Consider the following 20,102-nt stretch of genomic DNA (forward strand, 5'->3'; position numbering starts at 1 on the left):
ATTTATTGTACACTTAGCATGCATAATTATATCTACCAGCCGTAAAACAGTTAGAACATAAACTCTAAACCAGACTACTAAGAAACGATAATTTCTACTGACCAGTCATTGTAATAATTTTTTACCAATTTCCTTTAGTTGATTTTTTTGACTATTCGACTAATTAGAATAGCTAGAACTTCGCCAGAAAAACACAATCATTAAACTTTATTGGCCAGCTTTTGTACTGAAACAAAAAATATAACGTTTATAATAAAAAGTGTCTGGAAATAGAATCAAACATTATTAACTATTGCCAGCTCTCCAAATTTTCATTATGATTAGACTAATTATGTTTAAAAGTGATCTACCATGACCTATATACCAACTTAACGTCTAAGTTTAAAGAGGTAAAAATAATGATACTTTTTTCTACACGACAAAAACAAATCTTACTAACGTTACTAAGCGAGACAAACGGGATATCGCTAACGGAAATGGAAAAACAATTACACGTCAGCCGTCGCACACTTTACCGCGAATTTTCAAACATTCGTTTATTCCTAGAACAAAATGATTTGATCCTCACTAGTCAAAATGGAAATTACATTTTAGAAGGAAAAAACAGCAGTAAGCAAAAATTAAAAGTCTCTCTCAATGGACAAAATTCAGCCTATGATATGCCAACTTCTCAAAGGCAAAATGCTGTAGCCGCCAGCTTATTGCTGAATAGCGAAAACACCAAGATCTCTAGTATTGCATATAATCTTGATGTTAGTGAAGGCACGATCCAACATGACCTGCTGACACTATCTGATTCTTTGGCTGAATATAATTTAACCGTTGAAAAAAAGAAAGGAGTCGGCGTTCAGATCACCGGAGATGAGTTGAAAAGACGCCAAGTACTCTGCGGTATTTTACTGACTGAAATTAATGAATATTCATTTTTACGTTACTTAAATGAACGTGACGATTCCGTCGCTAATTTCTTTATGACCTTGCTGCCATACGAGTTATTGTCCGAAGTTAGTCGTCAATTAGCTCACCATATCTTTCCGCAAATTAATTTTTATTCTGACAGACAGATCATCAGCACTGTCTTAATGTTTGCAATTGCAATTTTTCGTTTCGACAATAATGCTGCGATCACTCGTTCTGTCACAAAGACTAAAGAACTCGAATATTTAGCCGTTACGTATAAATTCTTTGCTAATTTTCATTGGGAAAAAGTTGGAAATGAAAAACAAATTACTAAAGAAGAAGTAATTTCCCTAGCGCAACACATCCAAAACGCAACAGCCAATGTTAATTCATTCGATTTTGATGTCAATGACTTTTCAGTGATGGTTCAAGTTAGAGAATTAGTTGAATTGGTTTCCACTACTTACGGCTGGGATTTTCGCAGAAATCCAGATTTTTTCAAACGTTTGTCAAAACATATTGAAAACTTGATCAAAAACGACCAACAACAATTACCCAATGTTCAAATTGACACTTTGCAACGTGTCAGTGATAAATATACGCGTTTATTTGCCACGATCCGTTCAAAATGGAAAGAAGTTTTTCCAGGTAAAGAACTGACTCAACCTGAGTTACAACTGCTTTTGTTATATTTTGCCAACGAATATACTAATCGAACTTATCAACGTGAATTACGGGCACTCGTCATCTGTGAAAATGGTTTTTCAACTTCACAGATCTTAAAAAGTCGTTTGATACGCGAAGTACCTGAAATTCAAAAAATCGATACTACAAAAGTCAGCGATCTATCTCAAATAGAACCAAAAAATTATGACATTATTCTTTCGACTATCGATCTCCCAGGTTTTCCAAGAGATTACCAAGTTGTCAGTCCGCTTTTATTGGAAAACGATGTTAACAAGGTTCGTAATTGGCTGCAAACATATCAAAAGAAATACTCAGCCATCCAAGAAGAACCGGTGCCTACAGGAAATAAATCGCTAATTTCTCCAAAAGTTTTGTTGCAAAAGGAAAGTGAGATCCACTTGTACAATCAGATCGTTCAAGCTTTCCGAGTCAAACAGATCACTAATAACGAAGAATCTTTAGAAAGTATCACAAGTCAGATCATCACCGAAATTCCCACAGGTTTTATTTCCGACACAAAAGATGTTATTGCTGGACTGCTCCAAAGGATCCAACTTGCTCCGATCGGCATTCCAGATACTAACTTAGCGATCCTTCATACCAGTACCGCAGGGGTAAAAAAACCATTCTGCTCAATTTTTGAATTAAAAAAGCCGTTTACGATGAAAGCAATGGATCAAGAAAAGATCTCCGTTAAACGTATGGTCGTATTATTAGCTCCTTATGATCTTGACGAACTGACCGAAAGTACCTTAGGGATGATCAGCAGCTTGATCATCATGAACGATGACAACACTGCCCTCTTTGAACACGGGAAAACTAGTAAATTACGCTCGTTTTTGACTGAAAAATTCTTAGAAGCGATCAGAAAATAAGCCCTCCCTACATTAGTTCCAATACAAAAAGGCCCCGCAATACTTCACACTGTGAAATATATGCGGGACCTTATTTTTAATTTAACATATTTTATTTTTTACTTAGTTTAGAAGCAGCTGCTTCGTCGATCAAAACAACAACATCGGGATGTTTTTGCAAAATACTTGCAGGAGCATCTTCTGTCACAGGTCCTTCGATCATCTTAGCAACAGCGTCAGCCTTTTCAGCACCGAATGCTTCAAGTATGATTTTCTTTGACTTCATAATTGAACCGATCCCCATTGAATAAGCTTGCTTTGGAACATCTTCAACATGCTCAAAGAAACGTGCATTTGCTTCAATAGTCGAATCAGTTAAATCAGCAACATGGGTTTCCAAGTCAAATGATGTTCCTGGTTCGTTAAAGCCTATGTGGGCGTTACGACCAATCCCTAATAATTGTAAATCGATTGGATTATCAGCAATGACCTTATTGTAGCGCTTGGTTTCTTCTTCTGGATCTTCTGCTAAACCGTCTGGCAAATATGATTTCTTAAATGGTTTCTTGGAGAAAAGATGTTCATTCATAAAATATTTGTAACTCTGATCATTATCTGGACTAATACCTACATATTCATCCAAGTTAATTGAGGTACAGTCTGAAAAATCTAAATCGCTTTTGACAATTTCCTCATAAGTTGTAACTGGTGTGGAGCCTGTAGCCAAACCAAAAACTTTAGCACCATTTTGAATAGCTTCCTTAAATACCTTGTAACCTTCAACGCCTGCTTCTTGCTGGTTCTTTTTAATAATAACTTTCATTGCTGAAACCCTCCGTCTCTGTTTTATTGGTATAGTCCAATTATAATTGATATAGACCAATAATGCAAGGAAACTTACACAAAAATCTAAAAAAATAACCACTAGTTTTAAAAAACGGACCTTTTTAAACTAACGGTTATCTTTTTTTAAATATTTTCTCTTATTGTATCAGGCTGTGTTGTTTATTCAACAGTAACACTCTTAGCCAAGTTTCTTGGCTTATCAACGTCGTAGCCGCGTTCCTTACTTGTGTAGTATGCAAGTAACTGTGCTGGAATGATTGCTGCTAACGGTGTTAATAATTGATGAACTTCTGGCAAAACGATCTGGTCACCGTCTGTTGCCAAGTTTTCAGACACTATATTGATCACATTAGCGCCACGCGAGATCACTTCTTGTTCATTGCTTCTTGTTAAACTAGCAGTCTTTTGATCCGTAATGATCGCAATAACTGGTGTTTTGTCTTCGATCAAAGAGATCGTGCCATGTTTCAATTCACCTGAAGCAAAGCCCTCAGTTTGAACATAAGAAACTTCTTTCAATTTTAATGCAGCTTCGATGGCTGTTTGATAGTCGATCCCACGACCAATGTAAAAAGCATTTCTAGTTGTTTCTAGGTATTTTTTAGCCAAGTCTTCAACAATGTCTTTCTGATCAACTAAGGACTGAATAGCATTAGCGGCTTTAGTAAGTTCAAAACCTGTATCAAATTCAGTTGCTTGTTTTGTGCCTTTGATCATTCCCAATCCCTTAGCCAAAATGGTTTCGGCAGCAATTTGAGCAGTGTATGCTTTAGTTGAAGCAACAGCAATCTCTGGCCCAGCATTTAACAACATTGTATATGTGGCTTCACGAGAAAGAGTAGAATTTGGAACATTAGTAATGGTTAAACTTTCGTACCCAAGTTCATTGACCTTAGCTAAAACTTCACGACTGTCCGCCGTTTCTCCACTTTGAGTCAAGAAAATAAACAACGGCTTTTCTGACAACAATGGCATGTTATAGCCAAATTCCGAAGCAATGTGTACTTCAGTTGGGATACCCGCAATTTTTTCGAAAATGTTTTTCCCGACCAAACCAGCATTATAACTTGTCCCAGCAGCAACAATGTATAAACGATCAGCTTTATCCATAGCATCCATCAATTTTTTATCAACTTTAATAGAACCATCTTGGGCAATATATGTTTGCTGTAAACCACGGATCACAGCTGGTTGTTCATCGATTTCTTTTAGCATAAAGAAGTCATATGCACCCTTTTCAGAGGCTGTGGCGTCATCATCAACGTGGAATTGGTTACGTTCTACTTGATTACCATCTTTGTCTTCGATCTCAACAGCACTCGGTGTAACAGTCACAACATCGCCATCAGTTAATTCAATGAAATCATGAGTTTCTGATAACATGACCATGGCATCACTGCAGACAACGTTAAAGCCATCGCCAACACCGATCAACAGCGGGCTCTTCTTTTTAGCAACAAATAATGTGTTAGTCTGTGTCTTGTCCATCAGTAAGAAGGCATAGGATGATGTCTTATCGATCAAGCTCAAAACATGTGTGAAGGCTTCTTTGGTTTCCATACCTTCGTTAACAAAATGCGAGATCAATTGCACGATCACTTCTGTATCAGTTTCACTCACGAATTTTGTATCAGCTAAATATTCTTGTTTTAGTTGACGGAAATTACCGATCATACCGTTATGTACTAAGTAGAAACGGCCATCTGCAGATACTTGAGGGTGAGCATTAGCCTGACTTGGAGCACCATGAGTTGCCCAACGTGTATGGCCGATCCCAGTAGTTCCTTTAACTGCTGGACCAACAGCAGCACGTAAGTCTTCGATCCGGCCTTTTTCCTTGACTAAATAACCATTGCCCTTTTGATCATTAACATAAATACCTGCCGAGTCGTACCCGCGATATTCAAGCTTTTTAAGCCCATTCAATAAAATTTCTGTGGCGTTTTCTTTACCTGTTACTCCGACAATTCCGCACATATTTGAAACTCCTCCATTAAATAATTTTAGCTATACCTCTGCGTAAAAATTATATTGGTATATATTTTATTTAAGTTATTATTTATATTACAAAGCTTAAAATACACCTTTGCGTAAAACTTGTCAATGTTTTTATTAAATTGGTATGGATATATCCCAAATTAAGATAAGCTCCTTAACAGCAGTATTTGAGCGGCTTTTTATTTCGTCAATATTTGTACATACTCTAGTTTTTTTCATGATTAGCAGCTTTTTTGTCCTCACATTACTTTGTCAGTTTGAAAAACTATTATTTTACCCAAAGATGATCCCCAGTGGGATCCCCAGTGGTCAAAAAGAGAGCTTCAAAATAGCGAAATTAGACCCTTACAGGAAAAACAGAACAACTTTTATCCAAGAGAAAATTGAGTCACTTCTGAATAAAAGATAAGTGAGAATGTTAAATAATCGAGCAATTTAATCTTTCTTAGAGGCCATTTGTGAGAAATGAATCCTCTATTTTTTGCTCAATTCCTTATAGGATCCAATGTTTATAATCGGGTAGGAGATAGTTCACACTATCGACCTCCCACACCACCGTACGTACGGAACCGTATACGGCGGTTCAACAACTTAAGCTTTTGCTTGAATAGACTGGTACAGTTTGGACAGATTTATTAGCCCACGCTGTGCCAGTCTTTTATTAGTTATGGTCATCAACAGTGTTTTACTGTGCGCGTTGCGCCAGTATCCCTTACGAGTATTGACGTAGATTTTCGCCTGTTTGGGTGTCAAGCCTAGTTTAATCAACGCTTTATAACGGGTTCCGATATTCTTCCACTGTTTCCAGATATACTGGCGGATGCGCGAGCGCAACCATTTGTCTAGTTGTTGGAGAAAGATTTTCATCTTCCCAATGGAATAATATTGGATCCAGCCCTGCATTTTCTGCTTAATTTCATGCAGAATCCTATCAAGGCTGACGCCTCGGCTTCTCTTGGTGATTCTTGTCAATTCCTGTTTAATTCTCTGTTTAGGTTTTTGATGAGGACGCGGGTAGGCGCTATTGCGTCCCACACCCAGAGAAAAACCTAGAAACTTCAGTCTTAGTGGAGAACCGACTTGCGTCTTTTCTGCATTCACTTCAACTTTGAGTTCCTTTTCTAAAAACTGGGTGATGCTTTTGAGAACCCGTTCACCCGCACGCTTACTTTTAACATAGATATTACAGTCATCCGCATAGCGTACAAATTTATGTCCTCTTCTGGTCAATTCTTTGTCCAGCTCGTTCAGATAAATATTTGCTAGTAATGGTGAAATATTGCCACCTTGCGGTGTACCTTTAGCGGACTTCTCGAAAAATCGACCATTCATCACACCACTCGTCAAGAACTTACGAATCAAATGCAAGACCCATGGCTCACTAATGTAATTTTCAACAAATTTAATTAGTAAATCATGGTTCACATTGTCAAAATAGGACTTTAAATCAAGGTCGACCACGTAGTGATAACCCTGATTATAATAAGCAACCACCTTTTTCACAGCACTTTGTGCACTGCGGTGTGGGCGAAAACCATAACTATTATCTGAGAATACTTTTTCAAAAATAGGAGACAGTTGCTGTTGTAACGCCTGTTGAACCACACGGTCAACGACCGTTGGGATTCCTAACTGACGTTTCGAACCATCTGGCTTAGGAATCTCAACTCGTTTGACAGGTTGGGGTTCATAGCTTTCGGTTCGCAAGGCCTCGATTAGTTTTACGTTATTCTCTTTCAAGTATGGGCCAAGTTCCTCAACGGACATGCCGTCAATTCCTCCAGCCCCTTTATTACGCTTGACATGGACAAAGGCCCGATTTAAATTATTCCGGTCTAAGACCTTCTCACGTAATAAGCCATTTTGAGTTCTCTTTTCACCAGAAACAACGCTACGCGCTCCTGTTTGCTCTGACCCTTCCAGGGTTACCCTCCGCAGGTAGTCAGCTTTATTTTCTGTTTTCTGCGATTGTCGTATTGTTTCCACCTCCAGGATGAATCAAAATTATTGTTGTTCAGCCCTTCACCATTACTGGCTACTATGGCCTCGGCTGACTTCTGTCATGGACAACTCAACATTACTATTGAGCCTGTTCCTGCCAGAAATAACTTCCAGCTTGAGAGAACTACCATGACAGACCTCCCCGGGTAAGAACAGTAGCTTTCGCATCAAACCGTTGGCTTTACTGTGACGGTTTCGAGTGGTCAGGGACTTCGATTTGTTAGGCAATCTCATCCCACCGTTTCCAGCCTTTTAGCCACTTCTTGTTCATCGATTCGATGTTTCGTCTAGGACTTCCTTCAGATTCTACCTCACGATAGACACCCTTGTCTTCGACTCGTGATACCGGCCACTACGGCTCACAGCGGACTTACACCGCCTAGTTACTGCCCATGCCGGGCGCACCTAAAAATTAGATTTTAAAAATTAAAAAAATTCGCTATAGTTTTTGCACCTATCGCTTTTTATTTATATTTCTCCTTTTTACACTTCTACTATATGTTGTATTAATTCTCATTAGGATATACCATATATAGTATAAAAGAACAAAGGAGGACCTTTATGAAAACTATCCAAAAAGAAAAAATCAGTCTATCTAATGAGTTCATTGAGCAAATCAAAGAATCTATCAAACCTCATTGGGGACCTTTGGGCTGGGTTACTTATAAAAGGACCTATGCACGTTATTTACCTGAAAAACAGCGTACAGAAAATTGGGATGAGACTGTTAAACGGACTGTTGAGGGTAATATTAATCTAGACCCACGTTTGCAGTATGATCCTAGCCCCAAAATAAAAGACGAGCTAACTCAAGAAGCGCAAAAGCTTTTTCGTCTGATTTATGGTTTAGGAGCGACACCCTCAGGGAGAAATCTGTGGATTTCTGGCACAAAATATCAACAAGAACACGGTGATGCTTTAAACAATTGCTGGTTTATTGCAATACGTCCTCAAGCATATGGCGATAGTCACATTGTGCCTGAATATCTAACTCAAGATCAGACAGCAGCATCCATGCCCTTTTCATTTATGTTTGATCAATTAATGAAGGGCGGCGGAGTAGGCTTTTCCGTCACACAAGAAAACATCAATCAATTACCAACTGTTGATAATACAGTCAATTTAACCATTTTGATCAGTCACAACAGTAAAGCTTATGCTGAAACAGTTAAAATGGGAGCACAAGACAAGGAACGATGGTTAGCGGGTCATGTTCCAGATAATTATGATTTATATGAACTTCCTGACACTCGTGAGGGCTGGGTCTTGGCAAATGCTACGATGATCGATCATCATTTTAGTTCTACTAATATAACTGGCTCCACCGATCTTGTGCTGGATGTTAGTCATATTCGTGCGCGAGGTGAAGCAATCCATGGGTTTGGTGGAACCGCATCTGGTCCAGCACCACTAGTTGAGATGCTTTTTGATATTAACCAAATTCTGAATGAACAAGCTGGGAAAAAATTAAGTTCTGTAGAGTGTACTGATATTGGTAATTTAATTGGAAAAGCCGTAGTAGCGGGTAATGTGCGTCGCTCAGCTGAATTGGCACTGGGATCTGCTGATGACCATGCCTTTATTAACATGAAACAAGATCGAGCCAAACTTTATCATCACCGGTGGGCCTCTAATAACAGTGTAGCTGTTGATTCTAACTTTAATAATTATGATGAAGTTGCTAATTCGTTACGTAAAAATGGGGAACCAGGAATTGTGAACCTTGACTTATCAAAAAATTATGGGCGCATTGTGGACGGTAAACAAACTGGGATCGATCCTAATGTTGAAGGTACAAATCCATGTGGTGAGATTTCTTTAGCAAATGGGGAACCATGTAATTTATTTGAAGTTTTTCCGGGAATCGCCACTCAACAAGGCTGGAATTTACAAGAAGTCTTTACGTTAGGAACAAGATTTGCTAAACGCGTGACTTTTAGCCACTATGATTGGGAAATTTCGCGTACTATCATTGCTCAAAATCGTCGGATCGGTATCTCAATGTCTGGAATTCAAGATTGGATTTTAAATGAATTTGGGCATCGTGTGGTTCGTGGTTTTGGCGAAGGCAATGACCCAGTAACTGGTAAAAAAGTAAAACGCCCTATTTATGACCAAAAAGCTGCACATAAGGTCACTCAACTTTATCAAGCAGTTATCCAAGCTGATAAAGAATATTCGCAGACTCTTAATTGTGTTCCTTCGCTTAAACATACAACTGTCAAGCCTTCTGGAACAGTTGCAAAATTGGCCGGTGCTTCAGAAGGAATGCACTTTCATTACGCTGGTTACTTAATTCAACGTATTCGTTTTCAAGATAATGATCCATTACTTTTGTCATTAAGTGCCGCTGGCTATCATATGGAGCCAGATGTTTATACTAAAAATACCATGTGCGTTGAATTTCCAATGCGTGCACCACATGCAGACGACCCGGAGTTTGCTTCAGCTGGAACAGTTTCAATTGCTGAACAATTTGCAACTCAGGCTTTCTTACAAGAATACTGGTCAGATAATGCGGTCAGCTGCACGATTACTTTTCAACCTGAGGAAGCTCCAGAAATAAGTGACCTATTAAATCAATATCGTTTTATTACAAAATCTACTTCTCTTTTACCATATTCTGGTGCTGATTTTAAACAAGCTCCCAAGAAACCAATTAGCAAAGCTACCTTTAAACATAAACAAGCCGAAATCAAGCATGATGTACAGACAGTCTTTGCACGTCAAAATCAGGGTCAAGATCAGGAAGAGTTTGAAATCGTTGGTCAAGAAGATTGTGAAGGTGGAGCTTGTCCAGTCAAATAAATTGTCGCAAAAGGCAAAGCAGGAGAAGACAGAATGAAGCTAAAAATTTATACTGGAGTGGGCGATAAAGGACAGACCAAACAAGTTACTGGTCACATGGTCCCTAAATATGACTTGCAAATAGAAACATTAGGACAAATTGATGAATTAGAATCTTGGCTAGGAGTAACTTGTGCGTCTTTAAGTATCAAAAACAAACAGTTAGAGCCAAACATCAAACACTTACAACGTAAATTATATGAATTACAGGCTGATATTGCGATCAAACGTCATCACAATATTCAGGATAAAGATGTCGACATACTTGAAAAAAAGATCGACGAATTAAATAATGAGACGCCAGAAATTAAGGCCTTCATCCTACCTGGAGGTCAGCAAACCGGGGCTAATTTACAATATGCCAGAACTTTAGCTCGGAAAGCTGAAAGAACAGCAGCTAAGCTCAATGATACTCAACAAACTTTAGCTGAATCAGAGTTAAAATTTATGAATCGGCTATCTGATTATTTATTTGTTTTGGCGCGTTATGCTAACTTTATGGATGGTTACGAGGACGTATGTGCAAAGTCCAAAAATTCATTTAGTAAATAAACAATTTAAAAAATAATGATACGGAGAAAAAAATGTTAAAAAAATATTCTGTAACTTTATTAGTATTGTTAAATATGCTTTTTGCTACTGGGTGTTCTAGACAAAACAATAATTTAAAACAAGTTAAGAAAAATGATACTGTTAGGGTTACTTACCAGTTAAAATCTGGCAGACGATCTTTAGGTACTAAGAATGTACAACTTAAGAAAGGCACCAAAGTTGACACGGGACTTAAAAAGGCTTGGCCAACTAAAGAACACAAAGGAATGATCACAGAGATCAACGGCCATAAGCAAAATGACAAAAAGCAAAAGTATTGGATGTATACTATTAACGGTAAGAAAGCAAGTAAAGGTGTAAAACAACAAAACGTCAAAGACAAAAATAAAATTGTTTTTACACTTCAAAAAGTAAGTGAGTGAATGTTTTATTAATAGCAACTAAAGGTTATCATCTAAAAAATAAGGAACTCCCTTTTCATATAGGAGAACCTTATTTTTTTATGACTATTAAATCATTTGCCGCTAAATACAGGAAAAGCACTTGAATTACCATAATCTTTATCTTGTGGTAGGTTTTGTAAAGTCTGCATATCTTCTACGGCTATTTTAAAATTAACGTCCGCATTATTAGCAATATGTTCCGGATCTTCACTCTTAGGTAAGGGCAAGGTTCCTAATTCCAAGCAATAACGAATTGCCAATTGCGGGACTGAAACTCGATATTTATGCGCCATTTGCTTGATCCGTTCATTTTGCAAGATTTCACCATGTGCCACGGGTGAATAGGCTTCAACTAAGACATCATTTTGCTTTGCTTGTTTCAGTAAATCAAAAGAAGTATTACCAATATGCGTTAATAATTGGTTAACTGCAGGTTTAACTGAACCCTTTTCTAAAATATTAGTTAAGTCCGTTTGTAAAAAATTAGAAACACCGATTGCACGAACCTTGCCCGCTTGAAGCACTTCTTCCATGGCACGCCAAACTTCTAAGTTTTCTTTAAAATAATGGTTCTCGCCATGAAATTCAGTCCACGGTTCAGGAGCATGGATCAATAATAGGTCCACATAATCTAACCCTAGTTTTTGTAACGATTGGTCAATAGATTTCTTAACCGTCGAATAGTCTTTAAATTCAGCTTGCACCTTAGTTGTCACAAATAAATCATCCCGGTTAAGGCCGGTTTCCCTTAATCCGACACCAACACCTTCCTCATTGCCGTAGGCTTGTGCAGTGTCAAAGTGACGATATCCGATTCGGGCTGCTTGTTGAACTACTGTAGCTGCTTTATCATTGTCGATCAACCACGTACCAAAACCTAGTTTAGGGATTTTAACACCATTATTTAAAGTGTACTTTTCATTTAGAATTGTCATCTTTCTACCTTCCTTATTCAATCAGCTGCTGCTAACTTAAGATAATGCAGAATATTCTTTATCTGTCACTGGTTCGAGCCATTCTGAAGTACCTGTAGTAATGGCTAAATGACTAAACCACGAATCTTTAGTTGCCCCATGCCAATGTTTTATGCCATCATGTGCGATCACGACATCACCTGGCTTTAATCGTTGGGCTGGTTTACCTTCTTCTTGATACCAGCCTTCGCCGCCAGTAACTAGTAAAATTTGACTCCCGTGATGATGAATATGCCAGTTATTACGACAACCAGGCTCAAATGTTACATTTCCTACAGGAACACTAACATCTTTCCCAGGAGTTACTAACTTATTGTTATAGCTTTGACCAATAAAGTATTGGGCATAAGCATCGTTTTTTGACCCAGTCGCAAATACTCCTGGTTGTTCAACTTTTTTCGCTGTCATTCTTCTCCTCCTTATCTTGTCTAAAACGAATTATTTTTCCTGCCAAATTTCTTTTGCTCGGTTAAAAGCTGACCAGGCTTTCGGCCAACCGACATAAAAAGCTAAGTGGGTGATTTCAGCAACAATTTCTTCCTGTGTAATACCGTTATTTTTCCCAATTTGTAAGTGAGTCGTTAACTGCTCAGTGTTTCCCATGGAAATCAGCGCTGCAATAGTTACTAGTGAACGATCATGCGCAGATAACTGGTCTTCTTTACTCCAAACTTCCCTAAATAAAACATCATCATTTAAGTGGGCAAATTGTGGTGCAAAAGCACCTAACTGTTCTTGTCCGGCGGTTTGTTTCTTAACCATAAAAATCCCTCCTATAAAATAAATTTATTAAACTATCTAGGTAAAATTTTAACCGTTGCATTGACTGGACCTTTTTTTAGCATAGGCGGTAAATATGGACTGTCTTTATACTTTGCTTGATATGCAGAACTGATTTTTAAATCCAGTTCATTGTTCCCTGCTGCATCTATAAATTTTGTTTCAAATCCTTTACCTGTTAGTTTGATCTTACCAGCTTGTTGTACCATAGCTGACTGATACCACCTAGAATTTTGACCATTATAAGCTCGCACGTATAAATTATGGTCGACAACAACTGTCCAGACCCATGTTGGCGTTCCATAGGTTTTTCTGTCCGCATAAAAATGCGAAACATGCAGGTCATCAGCATTCGTGAATTTATTTAATTGTTCCGTTGTCCACTGCTTGCTCATTCGTTTACCTCCATTCCTAACCTCTGAAATTTAATATACTACTTAAAGTACACTTTAAGTCAACGAAAACGAAAAGTTTTGTTTTTCAGCCTATTTTTATATAATAGTTAATGAATCTAACTTTAAGGAGAGACTAAAATGAATAATTTCTCTAACAATACAAAATATAATATCGGGGAATTCAGCCATAAATTTAATTTGCCAGCTTCCACCTTAAGATACTATGAAAACGAAGGCTTGATCAAACCACAGCGAGATCTTAATGGACGGCGCTACTATACCGCAGAAGATGTTAGTTGGCTTAAATTCTTAAATCATTTAAAAGGAACTGGTATGAGTATTAAAGAACTCAAGCAATATATTATGTGGCGCGAACAAGGAGACAGTACTATTCCACAACGTCTAAAGCTTTTAAAAACAACTAAAAATAATTTTTTACAGCAATTTTCAGAAATTCAACATCATCTGCAAATTTTAAACGACAAAATCAACTGGTATGAAGAAAAAGAAACAGGAATTATTTCTGAAGATGAAGATTTTGCTGGATATTTGCAAAGATTAGGACATCATGAATAAGTTAAAAGCAGGGTCCATTATTAGTAATAGACCCTCGTCTTTTCCATAAGATCAGCCTTTTAACAACAAAAAATCTGGCAGGGTCTAAACAATGCAACAAATGACCCTTAAGTTGGCTGAGGATTTTAATATGCTCTCCTTATCAGTAGAATACGGATTTTGTTTATTTCCATGTCTACTATAAGGAGAGCATATCATAAAGCTATTATATGTTCTTTTTTGTGATTAGCTAGTAAGGCACCGTCCCCCCCCGAAAACAGACTTAGAAGACATTAAATTTGTCACGCTGATTCACAAAAATGACGTAGAAACTGGCAAAATTTACCATAATGCTTATTTTCTTATCCAAAAGTACCATGGTACTCCAAAAATCATGGAACCTGATAAAAACAGTGAACTAACTTGGGCTTCCTTAGATAAGCTGCCTTCCCAATTAATAAAAAATCGTAAACTTGGTGTATATAACTATTTACAACAAATCCCATATTCAGAGTTTGGTTGGGATAAATAAAGAAGTGACTCGTAATAAGTCCAAGTTATGTAAATGGGCTGGAAAAATCGATTTTTGATTTCTCCAGCCCGTTTGTTTTACTTACATTACTGTCCAACCACTATCTGCTAGTAAACCGCTGATCTTCGAATGAGTTCTAGAAGATCAACGTTCACCTTAACAACTGTCTTTTTAAATATCTTTTACCAGGATTTACAGGTCCTTTGCCCCAGCTTTTGTACCTCGCTTAGAAAAATAAATAATAACCAAGAAAAGAATGAATATTACCCCAACAATAACAGAGACTCTGGTCTCGCTGTTTAAAAACATAAAAATCAAAACAACGAACAAAAAGAACAATGTTAAGTAATTCGTATAAGGTGAAAAAGGCATTTTAAAGGGATGGTCTGCATATTTTTCTTGGTGAACCTTACGAAACTTTATCTGACTGACTAAGATCACAAACCATGGTATCATTCCCGGTAAAATACTGGCACTGAAAACTTTGACAAAAACCGAACCAGCATCCTTGTATATCAATGGTAGGATCAAATTCAATAAAACACCCAAAAAATTCCACATGAAACCGCCAAAACACTATAAATAGGAATACCATTTCGTCCTGACAGCGTAAATTTATGCGGCAGCTGTTTTTTATCAGCTAAAGTATGAAGCATCCGACTGGAGCTATAGATCCCGGAATTTGCGCCTAATAAAGCTGCTGTTATCACAACAAAATTAATTAATCCCGCAGCGAGCGGAGTGCCAAATTTAGCAAAAGTTTGCACAAATGGTGAGCCCACTTCGCCGAGCTTATCCCATGGGTAGATACATAAAATCACAAAAATTGCACCAATATAAAAAATCAATATCCTCCAGATCATCGACTTGATTGCTTGAACTAAAGTTTTCTGGGGATTTTCAGTTTCACCAGCACTAACACCGATCAGTTCCATTCCTTGATAAGAACCCACGACAATAGCTAAAGAAAAGAAGAAGCCCTTCCATCCCCCAGTAAAAAAACCGTGTGTCCATAAATTGTCCAGACCGATCGGATGAAAATCATTGCCCCCTCCGACAAAAATTAATAAAGCCCCAGCAATGATCATAGAAATAATAGTTAAGACTTTGATCAAAGCAAACCAAAATTCCATTTCTCCAAAGGCTTTAACAGATGCTAAGTTAGCTAACGTAATGATGATCAACGCGATCAAGCCTGGGAGCCATTGCGGCAAATTAGGCCACCAAAAAGCAAAATATCCCCCTAAGGCGATCATTTCACTCATTCCAACGATAACCCACTGGAAAACATTACACCAAGCAGTTAAAAAGCCAAAAAACGGATGAATATATTCTGTAGCATACTTGGCAAACGAACCCGTTGCTGGATCTATGTACAGCATCTCACCTAAGGCACGCATGATCAAATACAGAAAAACACCCGCCAAAGCATAGGCTAACAGTACTGACGGCCCAGTCCATTTTATTGAAGAGTTTGCGCCCATAAACAAGCCTACACCGATCGTCCCTCCCAAAGCGATCATTTGGCTTGTCGTGATTTTAATTTTCGATTCATATAAATCTCCTTACTATTTTATCTGGCAATAACTCTACTATCTTTAAAACTAAATAGTTCTGTTATCGCGTTAACTATAGAATAATTATTTTTAAACACTATTCAAAATTTAAGCTCATCCAGATTTATCCTAAAAATTATTACTTTCCCAATGGTAATACAAATTCTTATCTTTTCATAATATAGAAGCAAAAATTTGCACTAATTTTTGAAAAACAACTGGACCCTGCAATCTTTTAATATAGTAGAAAAGTAAAAAGAGTAGTATATTTAGGGTGAATTGATCCCTGTCTTTCAGCATTTTAGTCTCATTTTCAAATTGTTTTGAAGATACCTCTGAGCAAATATGACAAACGTTTTAACAAACAATTAATTTCGTTTAGCTTATTTTTATAAAAAAGCTGCAGATAGGAGTGGATGTCTTATGGCAATGATCGAATTTGAGAAAGTAAACAAATACTATGACAAATTTCATGCATTAACAGATATCGATTTAAAAATCTATCAAGGTGAAGTCGTGGTCATCGTTGGCCCCTCCGGCTCTGGAAAAAGCACCTTGATCAAAACAATCAACGGACTTGAAAGTATTCAATCCGGACAGCTCATCGTGAACGGTATCGATTTATCCGATAGAAAAGCTGATTTAAACGCCTTACGTCGTGATATCGGGATGGTTTTCCAACATTTTAATTTGTATGAAAACAAAACTGTTTTGGAAAATGTAATGTTAGCACCGCGGATCGTTCTCAAGAAAAACGAAACAGAGAATAAGGAAGCTGCAATGCAGTATTTGATCCAAGTTGGACTAACTTCAAAAACGGCAGCAAAACCGCGCGAGTTATCAGGTGGTCAAAAGCAAAGAGCAGCAATCGCACGCGCGTTAGCAATGGATCCAAAAGTTTTGTTATTTGATGAGCCAACTAGTGCCCTAGATCCCGAAATGATCGACGATGTTCTCAATACCATCAAAGAAATTGTTAGCTCTACTGATAAAACGATCGTTATAGTTACTCACGAGATGGATTTTGCACGCGAAGTAGCAGACCGCGTGATCTTTATCGATCAAGGAGAGATCATTGAAGATGATCCAGTTGAGAAGTTTTACACCGACCCCTCGCAACCGCGAGCCCAAAAATTCTTAAGCAAAGTCCTCATTCATAAATAATAAAGGATCTAGGACATAACTAGCTGTCCGATCATAAAGGGGCCGTCGATCTATCCCATTACATGGGTTAAATCGACGGCCCTTAAACATATTCCAAAAGATTGAAGCCTTACTGTAACAACGATTGCGTTATTCTGCAGTTTGTTTCCTAACCACCAAAAAGACCCTCATCCAATGTAGACGAGGATCAAAAAATAGATTTATATAGTCATTAAAATTGATCTTGCAAGAGTTGCTTGATCTCAGCTAAACTTGGTTGGCGTGGATTTACTGCCGTACACTGATCGTTATAAACTAAGTCTACCAATTTATCTAAAGAACCATTGAATTGTTCCTTTGTTACGCCGTTAGCAGACAATGTTGGTGTGACGCCAACTGCCTTCATTAATTGATCGATCTTATCGCATAATGCATCCACTAATTCTTGATCATTCTTACCTTTCAAGCCAAGATAACGTGCGATGTCAGCATAATCTTTTTGTGCACTATAAACTTCGTAACGTGGGAATGGTGTCCGTTTAACTTTGCCGCTAACACCGTTAAATTTAATTACGTGTTTCATTGCGATCGAAATAGCCAAACCATGCGGTAAACCAAATTCCCCACCAGTCTTATGAGCCAAGGAATGATTGATCCCTAAGAAAGCATTAGCAAAGGACATTCCGGCCAAAGCGGCTGCATAGTGCATGTTAACTCTGGATTTTTCGCCGCCTTTGGTTCTGTGTTCGATCCGATAATTATAGGAATCTTCCAGATTTTCAAAGACTAACTTGATAGCTTGTAGTGCCCAAGGACGTGTAAACTCTGAAGACATTACTGAAACATACGATTCCAAAGCATGAGATAAAGTATCTAAACCAGATAATGCAACTGTCCGTGCTGGAACTGTCAAAGCAAAACGCGGGTCGATAATTGATACTTCTGGAGTTAGTTCGTAGTCAGTCAATGGATACTTAACGTGTGTTTCATCATCTGTAATTACGGCATACGGAGTAACTTCTGAACCTGTCCCAGAGGTCGTTGGGATAGCAACCATCTTCGTATGTGTCTGATGCTTGAAGGTTACGATCCTCTTTCTGATATCCATAAATTTCTGTTGCAACTTGACAAACAAAGCACTGACCTTGCTGTAGTCATCTAAGAACCCTTCTTTATCGTAAGAATATTCATAGATATAACGGGCGATCTTTGCGGCATCAAGGGCTGAACCACCACCGATAGCGATGATCGTATCAGGTTTGAATTGATGCATTTGCTTAGCAATTTCAATTGTTTGGCTCAAGGTTGGGTCAGGATCAACTGTGCCGTAAAGAGAAGTCTTAACTCGGTTAGGTCTAATGTCTAACTGGGAATAAACTTTATCGACAAATCCGAACTGTACCATACCAGGATCTGCAACAATAAAGACTTTTTCTAGGCCGGGCATCTCTTGCAAGTAAGTGACTGAATCTTTTTCAAAGAAAATATCTTCTGGCAAACGAATCCATTGTGGACGGTTACGCCGTTTAGCGATTGTTTTAATATTCAACAGATCTTCTGTCGACAAGTTATGTGACAATGAATTATCCCCCCAGGAACCTGTTCCAAGCGTCAAACTAGCACGCATTGCGTCGGTATAAATATCTCCGATACCACCGAGTGCATCAGGTTGGTTCACTAAGATCCGAGAGACTTCAGTCCGGTTAGCAAATTCTTTAATGAATGGGTCAGCCTGTGTCCCAACTTGAATAGCTGCGTTATGGCCAGCACCTTGATAGTTAAGCAACTCACAAACAATTTCGACCCCTTCTTCTCTATCTTTTGCTCGGTAAACAGAGATCATTGGACATAATTTTTCAGAAGAAAGCTTTTCACCAATGTTCTTACGATCTAATTCGAACATCAAAACATCTTTATCATTAGGCATTTTAATTCCAGCGTGATCTGCAATCCAATGTGCTGATTTCCCAGCAATCTTCCCATTGACACCATGCTTTTCATTAAACACAAAATCTGCTAATTTTTGATAATCTTTTTTAGGAACCAAATAGGCACCACGATCTTGCATCTTTTGCAACCACTCTGCATAAATCGGAGCTTCAACGACTGCTGAATTTTCAGTGGCACAAATCATCCCATTATCAAAGCGCTTGGATAACAGTAGATCCTCGATCGCACGGTCGATCCTAGCAGTATGATCAACAAACACTGCACCATTCCCAGCACCAACACCAAGTGAAGGGTTCCCCGAGCTCAAAGCTGCATTGACCATACCAGGGCCGCCAGTTGCAAGGATCGTTGCAATATTTTGGTTTCTGATCAAACCAGTCGTGTTTTCAAGTGAAGGAGTTTCGATCCACTGAATAATGTTTTTTGGAGCACCAGCTTTAACGGCTGCCTCATAGACGATCTGTGCGGCATGAGCAGAACATTTTTGTGCTTGTGGATGAAATGAAAAGACGATCGCATTTCTAGTCTTCATTGCTAAAATAGCCTTAAACATAACCGTTGAAGTTGGGTTGGTTGTCGGCACGATCCCAGCGATAACACCTAAAGGAGCAGCAATTTTGATACTGCCACGAATCACATCATCTTCAATGATCCCAACGGTCTTATCATTCTTGATCGTGTGATAAACATTTTCTGTCGCAAAACGATTTTTAGTATCTTTGTCTTCAACCACACCGCGTTGAGTCTCATCAACAGCTTCGTGAGCTAAAGCTAGCGAGTTTTCTGAACCTGCTAAAGCCATAGCGGCTACTATTTTATCGACTTCTTCTTGTGTAAAAGAACTATATTCTTCTTCGGCTTTCACAGCTTTACTAACTAATTTTCCCGTATACTCGTTAGCTTTTTCTTGTGCATCAAGTGAATTTCCGGTGACTTTGCTTTGACTCTTTTCTGCCGTTTTCATAATTAATATCCTCCAACATGAAGTTATTTTTTGTATTTGTTGTGAATTATTTCACTTGTTATAATATATCATTTCTGGAAATTTTTCAAGCTGTTTGTGCAATGTTTTTCAAACTATTTTTTGAA

Annotated in this window: 14 protein-coding genes and 1 pseudogene; 6 read left to right on the top strand and 9 right to left on the bottom strand. The window is 38.1% G+C overall.

All coding sequences use genetic code 11. The features are described 5' to 3' along the window. Nucleotides 1-398: 398 nt before the first annotated feature. Nucleotides 399-2,462, top strand: a complete 2,064-nt coding sequence (locus BQ5903_RS11220) for a BglG family transcription antiterminator (RefSeq protein WP_079579563.1) — start codon at nt 399-401, stop codon at nt 2,460-2,462. Between the two features lie 91 nt (nt 2,463-2,553). Here BQ5903_RS11220 and BQ5903_RS11225 read toward each other — a convergent pair whose 3' ends face one another. From BQ5903_RS11225 to ltrA, 3 genes are all read right to left on the bottom strand, one after another. Further along, nucleotides 2,554-3,264 (bottom strand): glucosamine-6-phosphate deaminase, encoded by a 711-nt coding sequence (locus tag BQ5903_RS11225; protein ID WP_079579564.1) that lies wholly within the window; start codon nt 3,262-3,264, stop codon nt 2,554-2,556. 182 nt (nt 3,265-3,446) lie between these two features. After that, on the bottom strand, nt 3,447-5,264 hold the full coding sequence (glmS, locus tag BQ5903_RS11230; protein WP_079579565.1) for a glutamine--fructose-6-phosphate transaminase (isomerizing): 1,818 nt from the start codon (nt 5,262-5,264) through the stop codon (nt 3,447-3,449). A 612-nt stretch (nt 5,265-5,876) separates the two neighbouring features. Beyond that, the gene (ltrA, locus tag BQ5903_RS11235) at nt 5,877-7,262 is read right to left on the bottom strand and encodes a group II intron reverse transcriptase/maturase (RefSeq protein WP_079579310.1); all 1,386 of its coding nucleotides are present in this window, start codon (nt 7,260-7,262) and stop codon (nt 5,877-5,879) included. 585 nt (nt 7,263-7,847) lie between these two features. On the opposite strand from ltrA, the gene nrdJ reads away from it, so the two are divergent. From nrdJ to BQ5903_RS11250, 3 genes are read left to right on the top strand one after another with little or no spacing between them, the layout of a single operon-like run. Beyond that, nucleotides 7,848-10,094, top strand: a complete 2,247-nt coding sequence (gene nrdJ, locus BQ5903_RS11240) for a ribonucleoside-triphosphate reductase, adenosylcobalamin-dependent (RefSeq protein WP_079579566.1) — start codon at nt 7,848-7,850, stop codon at nt 10,092-10,094. A 33-nt stretch (nt 10,095-10,127) separates the two neighbouring features. Further along, entirely contained in the window at nt 10,128-10,685 is a 558-nt protein-coding gene (locus BQ5903_RS11245; RefSeq protein ID WP_079579567.1) for a cob(I)yrinic acid a,c-diamide adenosyltransferase, read from the top strand. Between the two features lie 32 nt (nt 10,686-10,717). Beyond that, nucleotides 10,718-11,107: a DUF4430 domain-containing protein gene (locus BQ5903_RS11250; protein WP_010499296.1), complete on the top strand. Its 390-nt coding sequence runs from the start codon at nt 10,718-10,720 to the stop codon at nt 11,105-11,107. A 92-nt stretch (nt 11,108-11,199) separates the two neighbouring features. Here BQ5903_RS11250 and BQ5903_RS11255 read toward each other — a convergent pair whose 3' ends face one another. The 4 genes from BQ5903_RS11255 to BQ5903_RS11270 are packed head-to-tail and all read right to left on the bottom strand — an operon-like array spanning nt 11,200 to nt 13,277. Continuing rightward, nucleotides 11,200-12,063, bottom strand: coding sequence for an aldo/keto reductase (locus BQ5903_RS11255; protein ID WP_079579568.1), 864 nt, complete (start codon nt 12,061-12,063; stop codon nt 11,200-11,202). A 36-nt stretch (nt 12,064-12,099) separates the two neighbouring features. Then, nucleotides 12,100-12,510, bottom strand: a complete 411-nt coding sequence (locus BQ5903_RS11260; RefSeq protein WP_056972080.1) for a cupin domain-containing protein — start codon at nt 12,508-12,510, stop codon at nt 12,100-12,102. 30 nt (nt 12,511-12,540) lie between these two features. Then, nucleotides 12,541-12,864 (bottom strand): carboxymuconolactone decarboxylase family protein, encoded by a 324-nt coding sequence (locus tag BQ5903_RS11265; protein ID WP_079579569.1) that lies wholly within the window; start codon nt 12,862-12,864, stop codon nt 12,541-12,543. 32 nt (nt 12,865-12,896) lie between these two features. Further along, complete coding sequence (locus tag BQ5903_RS11270; protein WP_079579570.1) at nt 12,897-13,277, bottom strand: DUF2255 family protein; 381 nt, start codon at nt 13,275-13,277, stop codon at nt 12,897-12,899. 138 nt (nt 13,278-13,415) lie between these two features. On the opposite strand from BQ5903_RS11270, the gene BQ5903_RS11275 reads away from it, so the two are divergent. Next, the gene (locus BQ5903_RS11275; protein WP_010499306.1) at nt 13,416-13,853 is read left to right on the top strand and encodes a MerR family transcriptional regulator; all 438 of its coding nucleotides are present in this window, start codon (nt 13,416-13,418) and stop codon (nt 13,851-13,853) included. A 703-nt stretch (nt 13,854-14,556) separates the two neighbouring features. Here the strand turns inward: BQ5903_RS11275 and BQ5903_RS11280 are convergent. Then, nucleotides 14,557-15,919: pseudogene (locus tag BQ5903_RS11280) on the bottom strand (amino acid permease). A gap of 424 nt (nt 15,920-16,343) precedes the next feature. On the opposite strand from BQ5903_RS11280, the gene BQ5903_RS11285 reads away from it, so the two are divergent. Then, nucleotides 16,344-17,084 carry an amino acid ABC transporter ATP-binding protein gene (locus tag BQ5903_RS11285; RefSeq protein ID WP_029605685.1) on the top strand — a complete coding sequence of 247 codons (741 nt, stop codon included), beginning with the start codon at nt 16,344-16,346 and terminating at the stop codon, nt 17,082-17,084. A gap of 211 nt (nt 17,085-17,295) precedes the next feature. Here the strand turns inward: BQ5903_RS11285 and adhE are convergent, their stop codons facing one another. Then, a complete protein-coding gene (adhE, locus tag BQ5903_RS11290; RefSeq protein ID WP_010499310.1) occupies nt 17,296-19,977 on the bottom strand; it encodes a bifunctional acetaldehyde-CoA/alcohol dehydrogenase in 2,682 nt (893 codons plus the stop codon). Between the last annotated feature and the right edge of the window lie 125 nt (nt 19,978-20,102).

Source organism: Ligilactobacillus acidipiscis (genome assembly GCF_900116935.1).
GTDB lineage: Bacteria > Bacillota > Bacilli > Lactobacillales > Lactobacillaceae > Ligilactobacillus > Ligilactobacillus acidipiscis.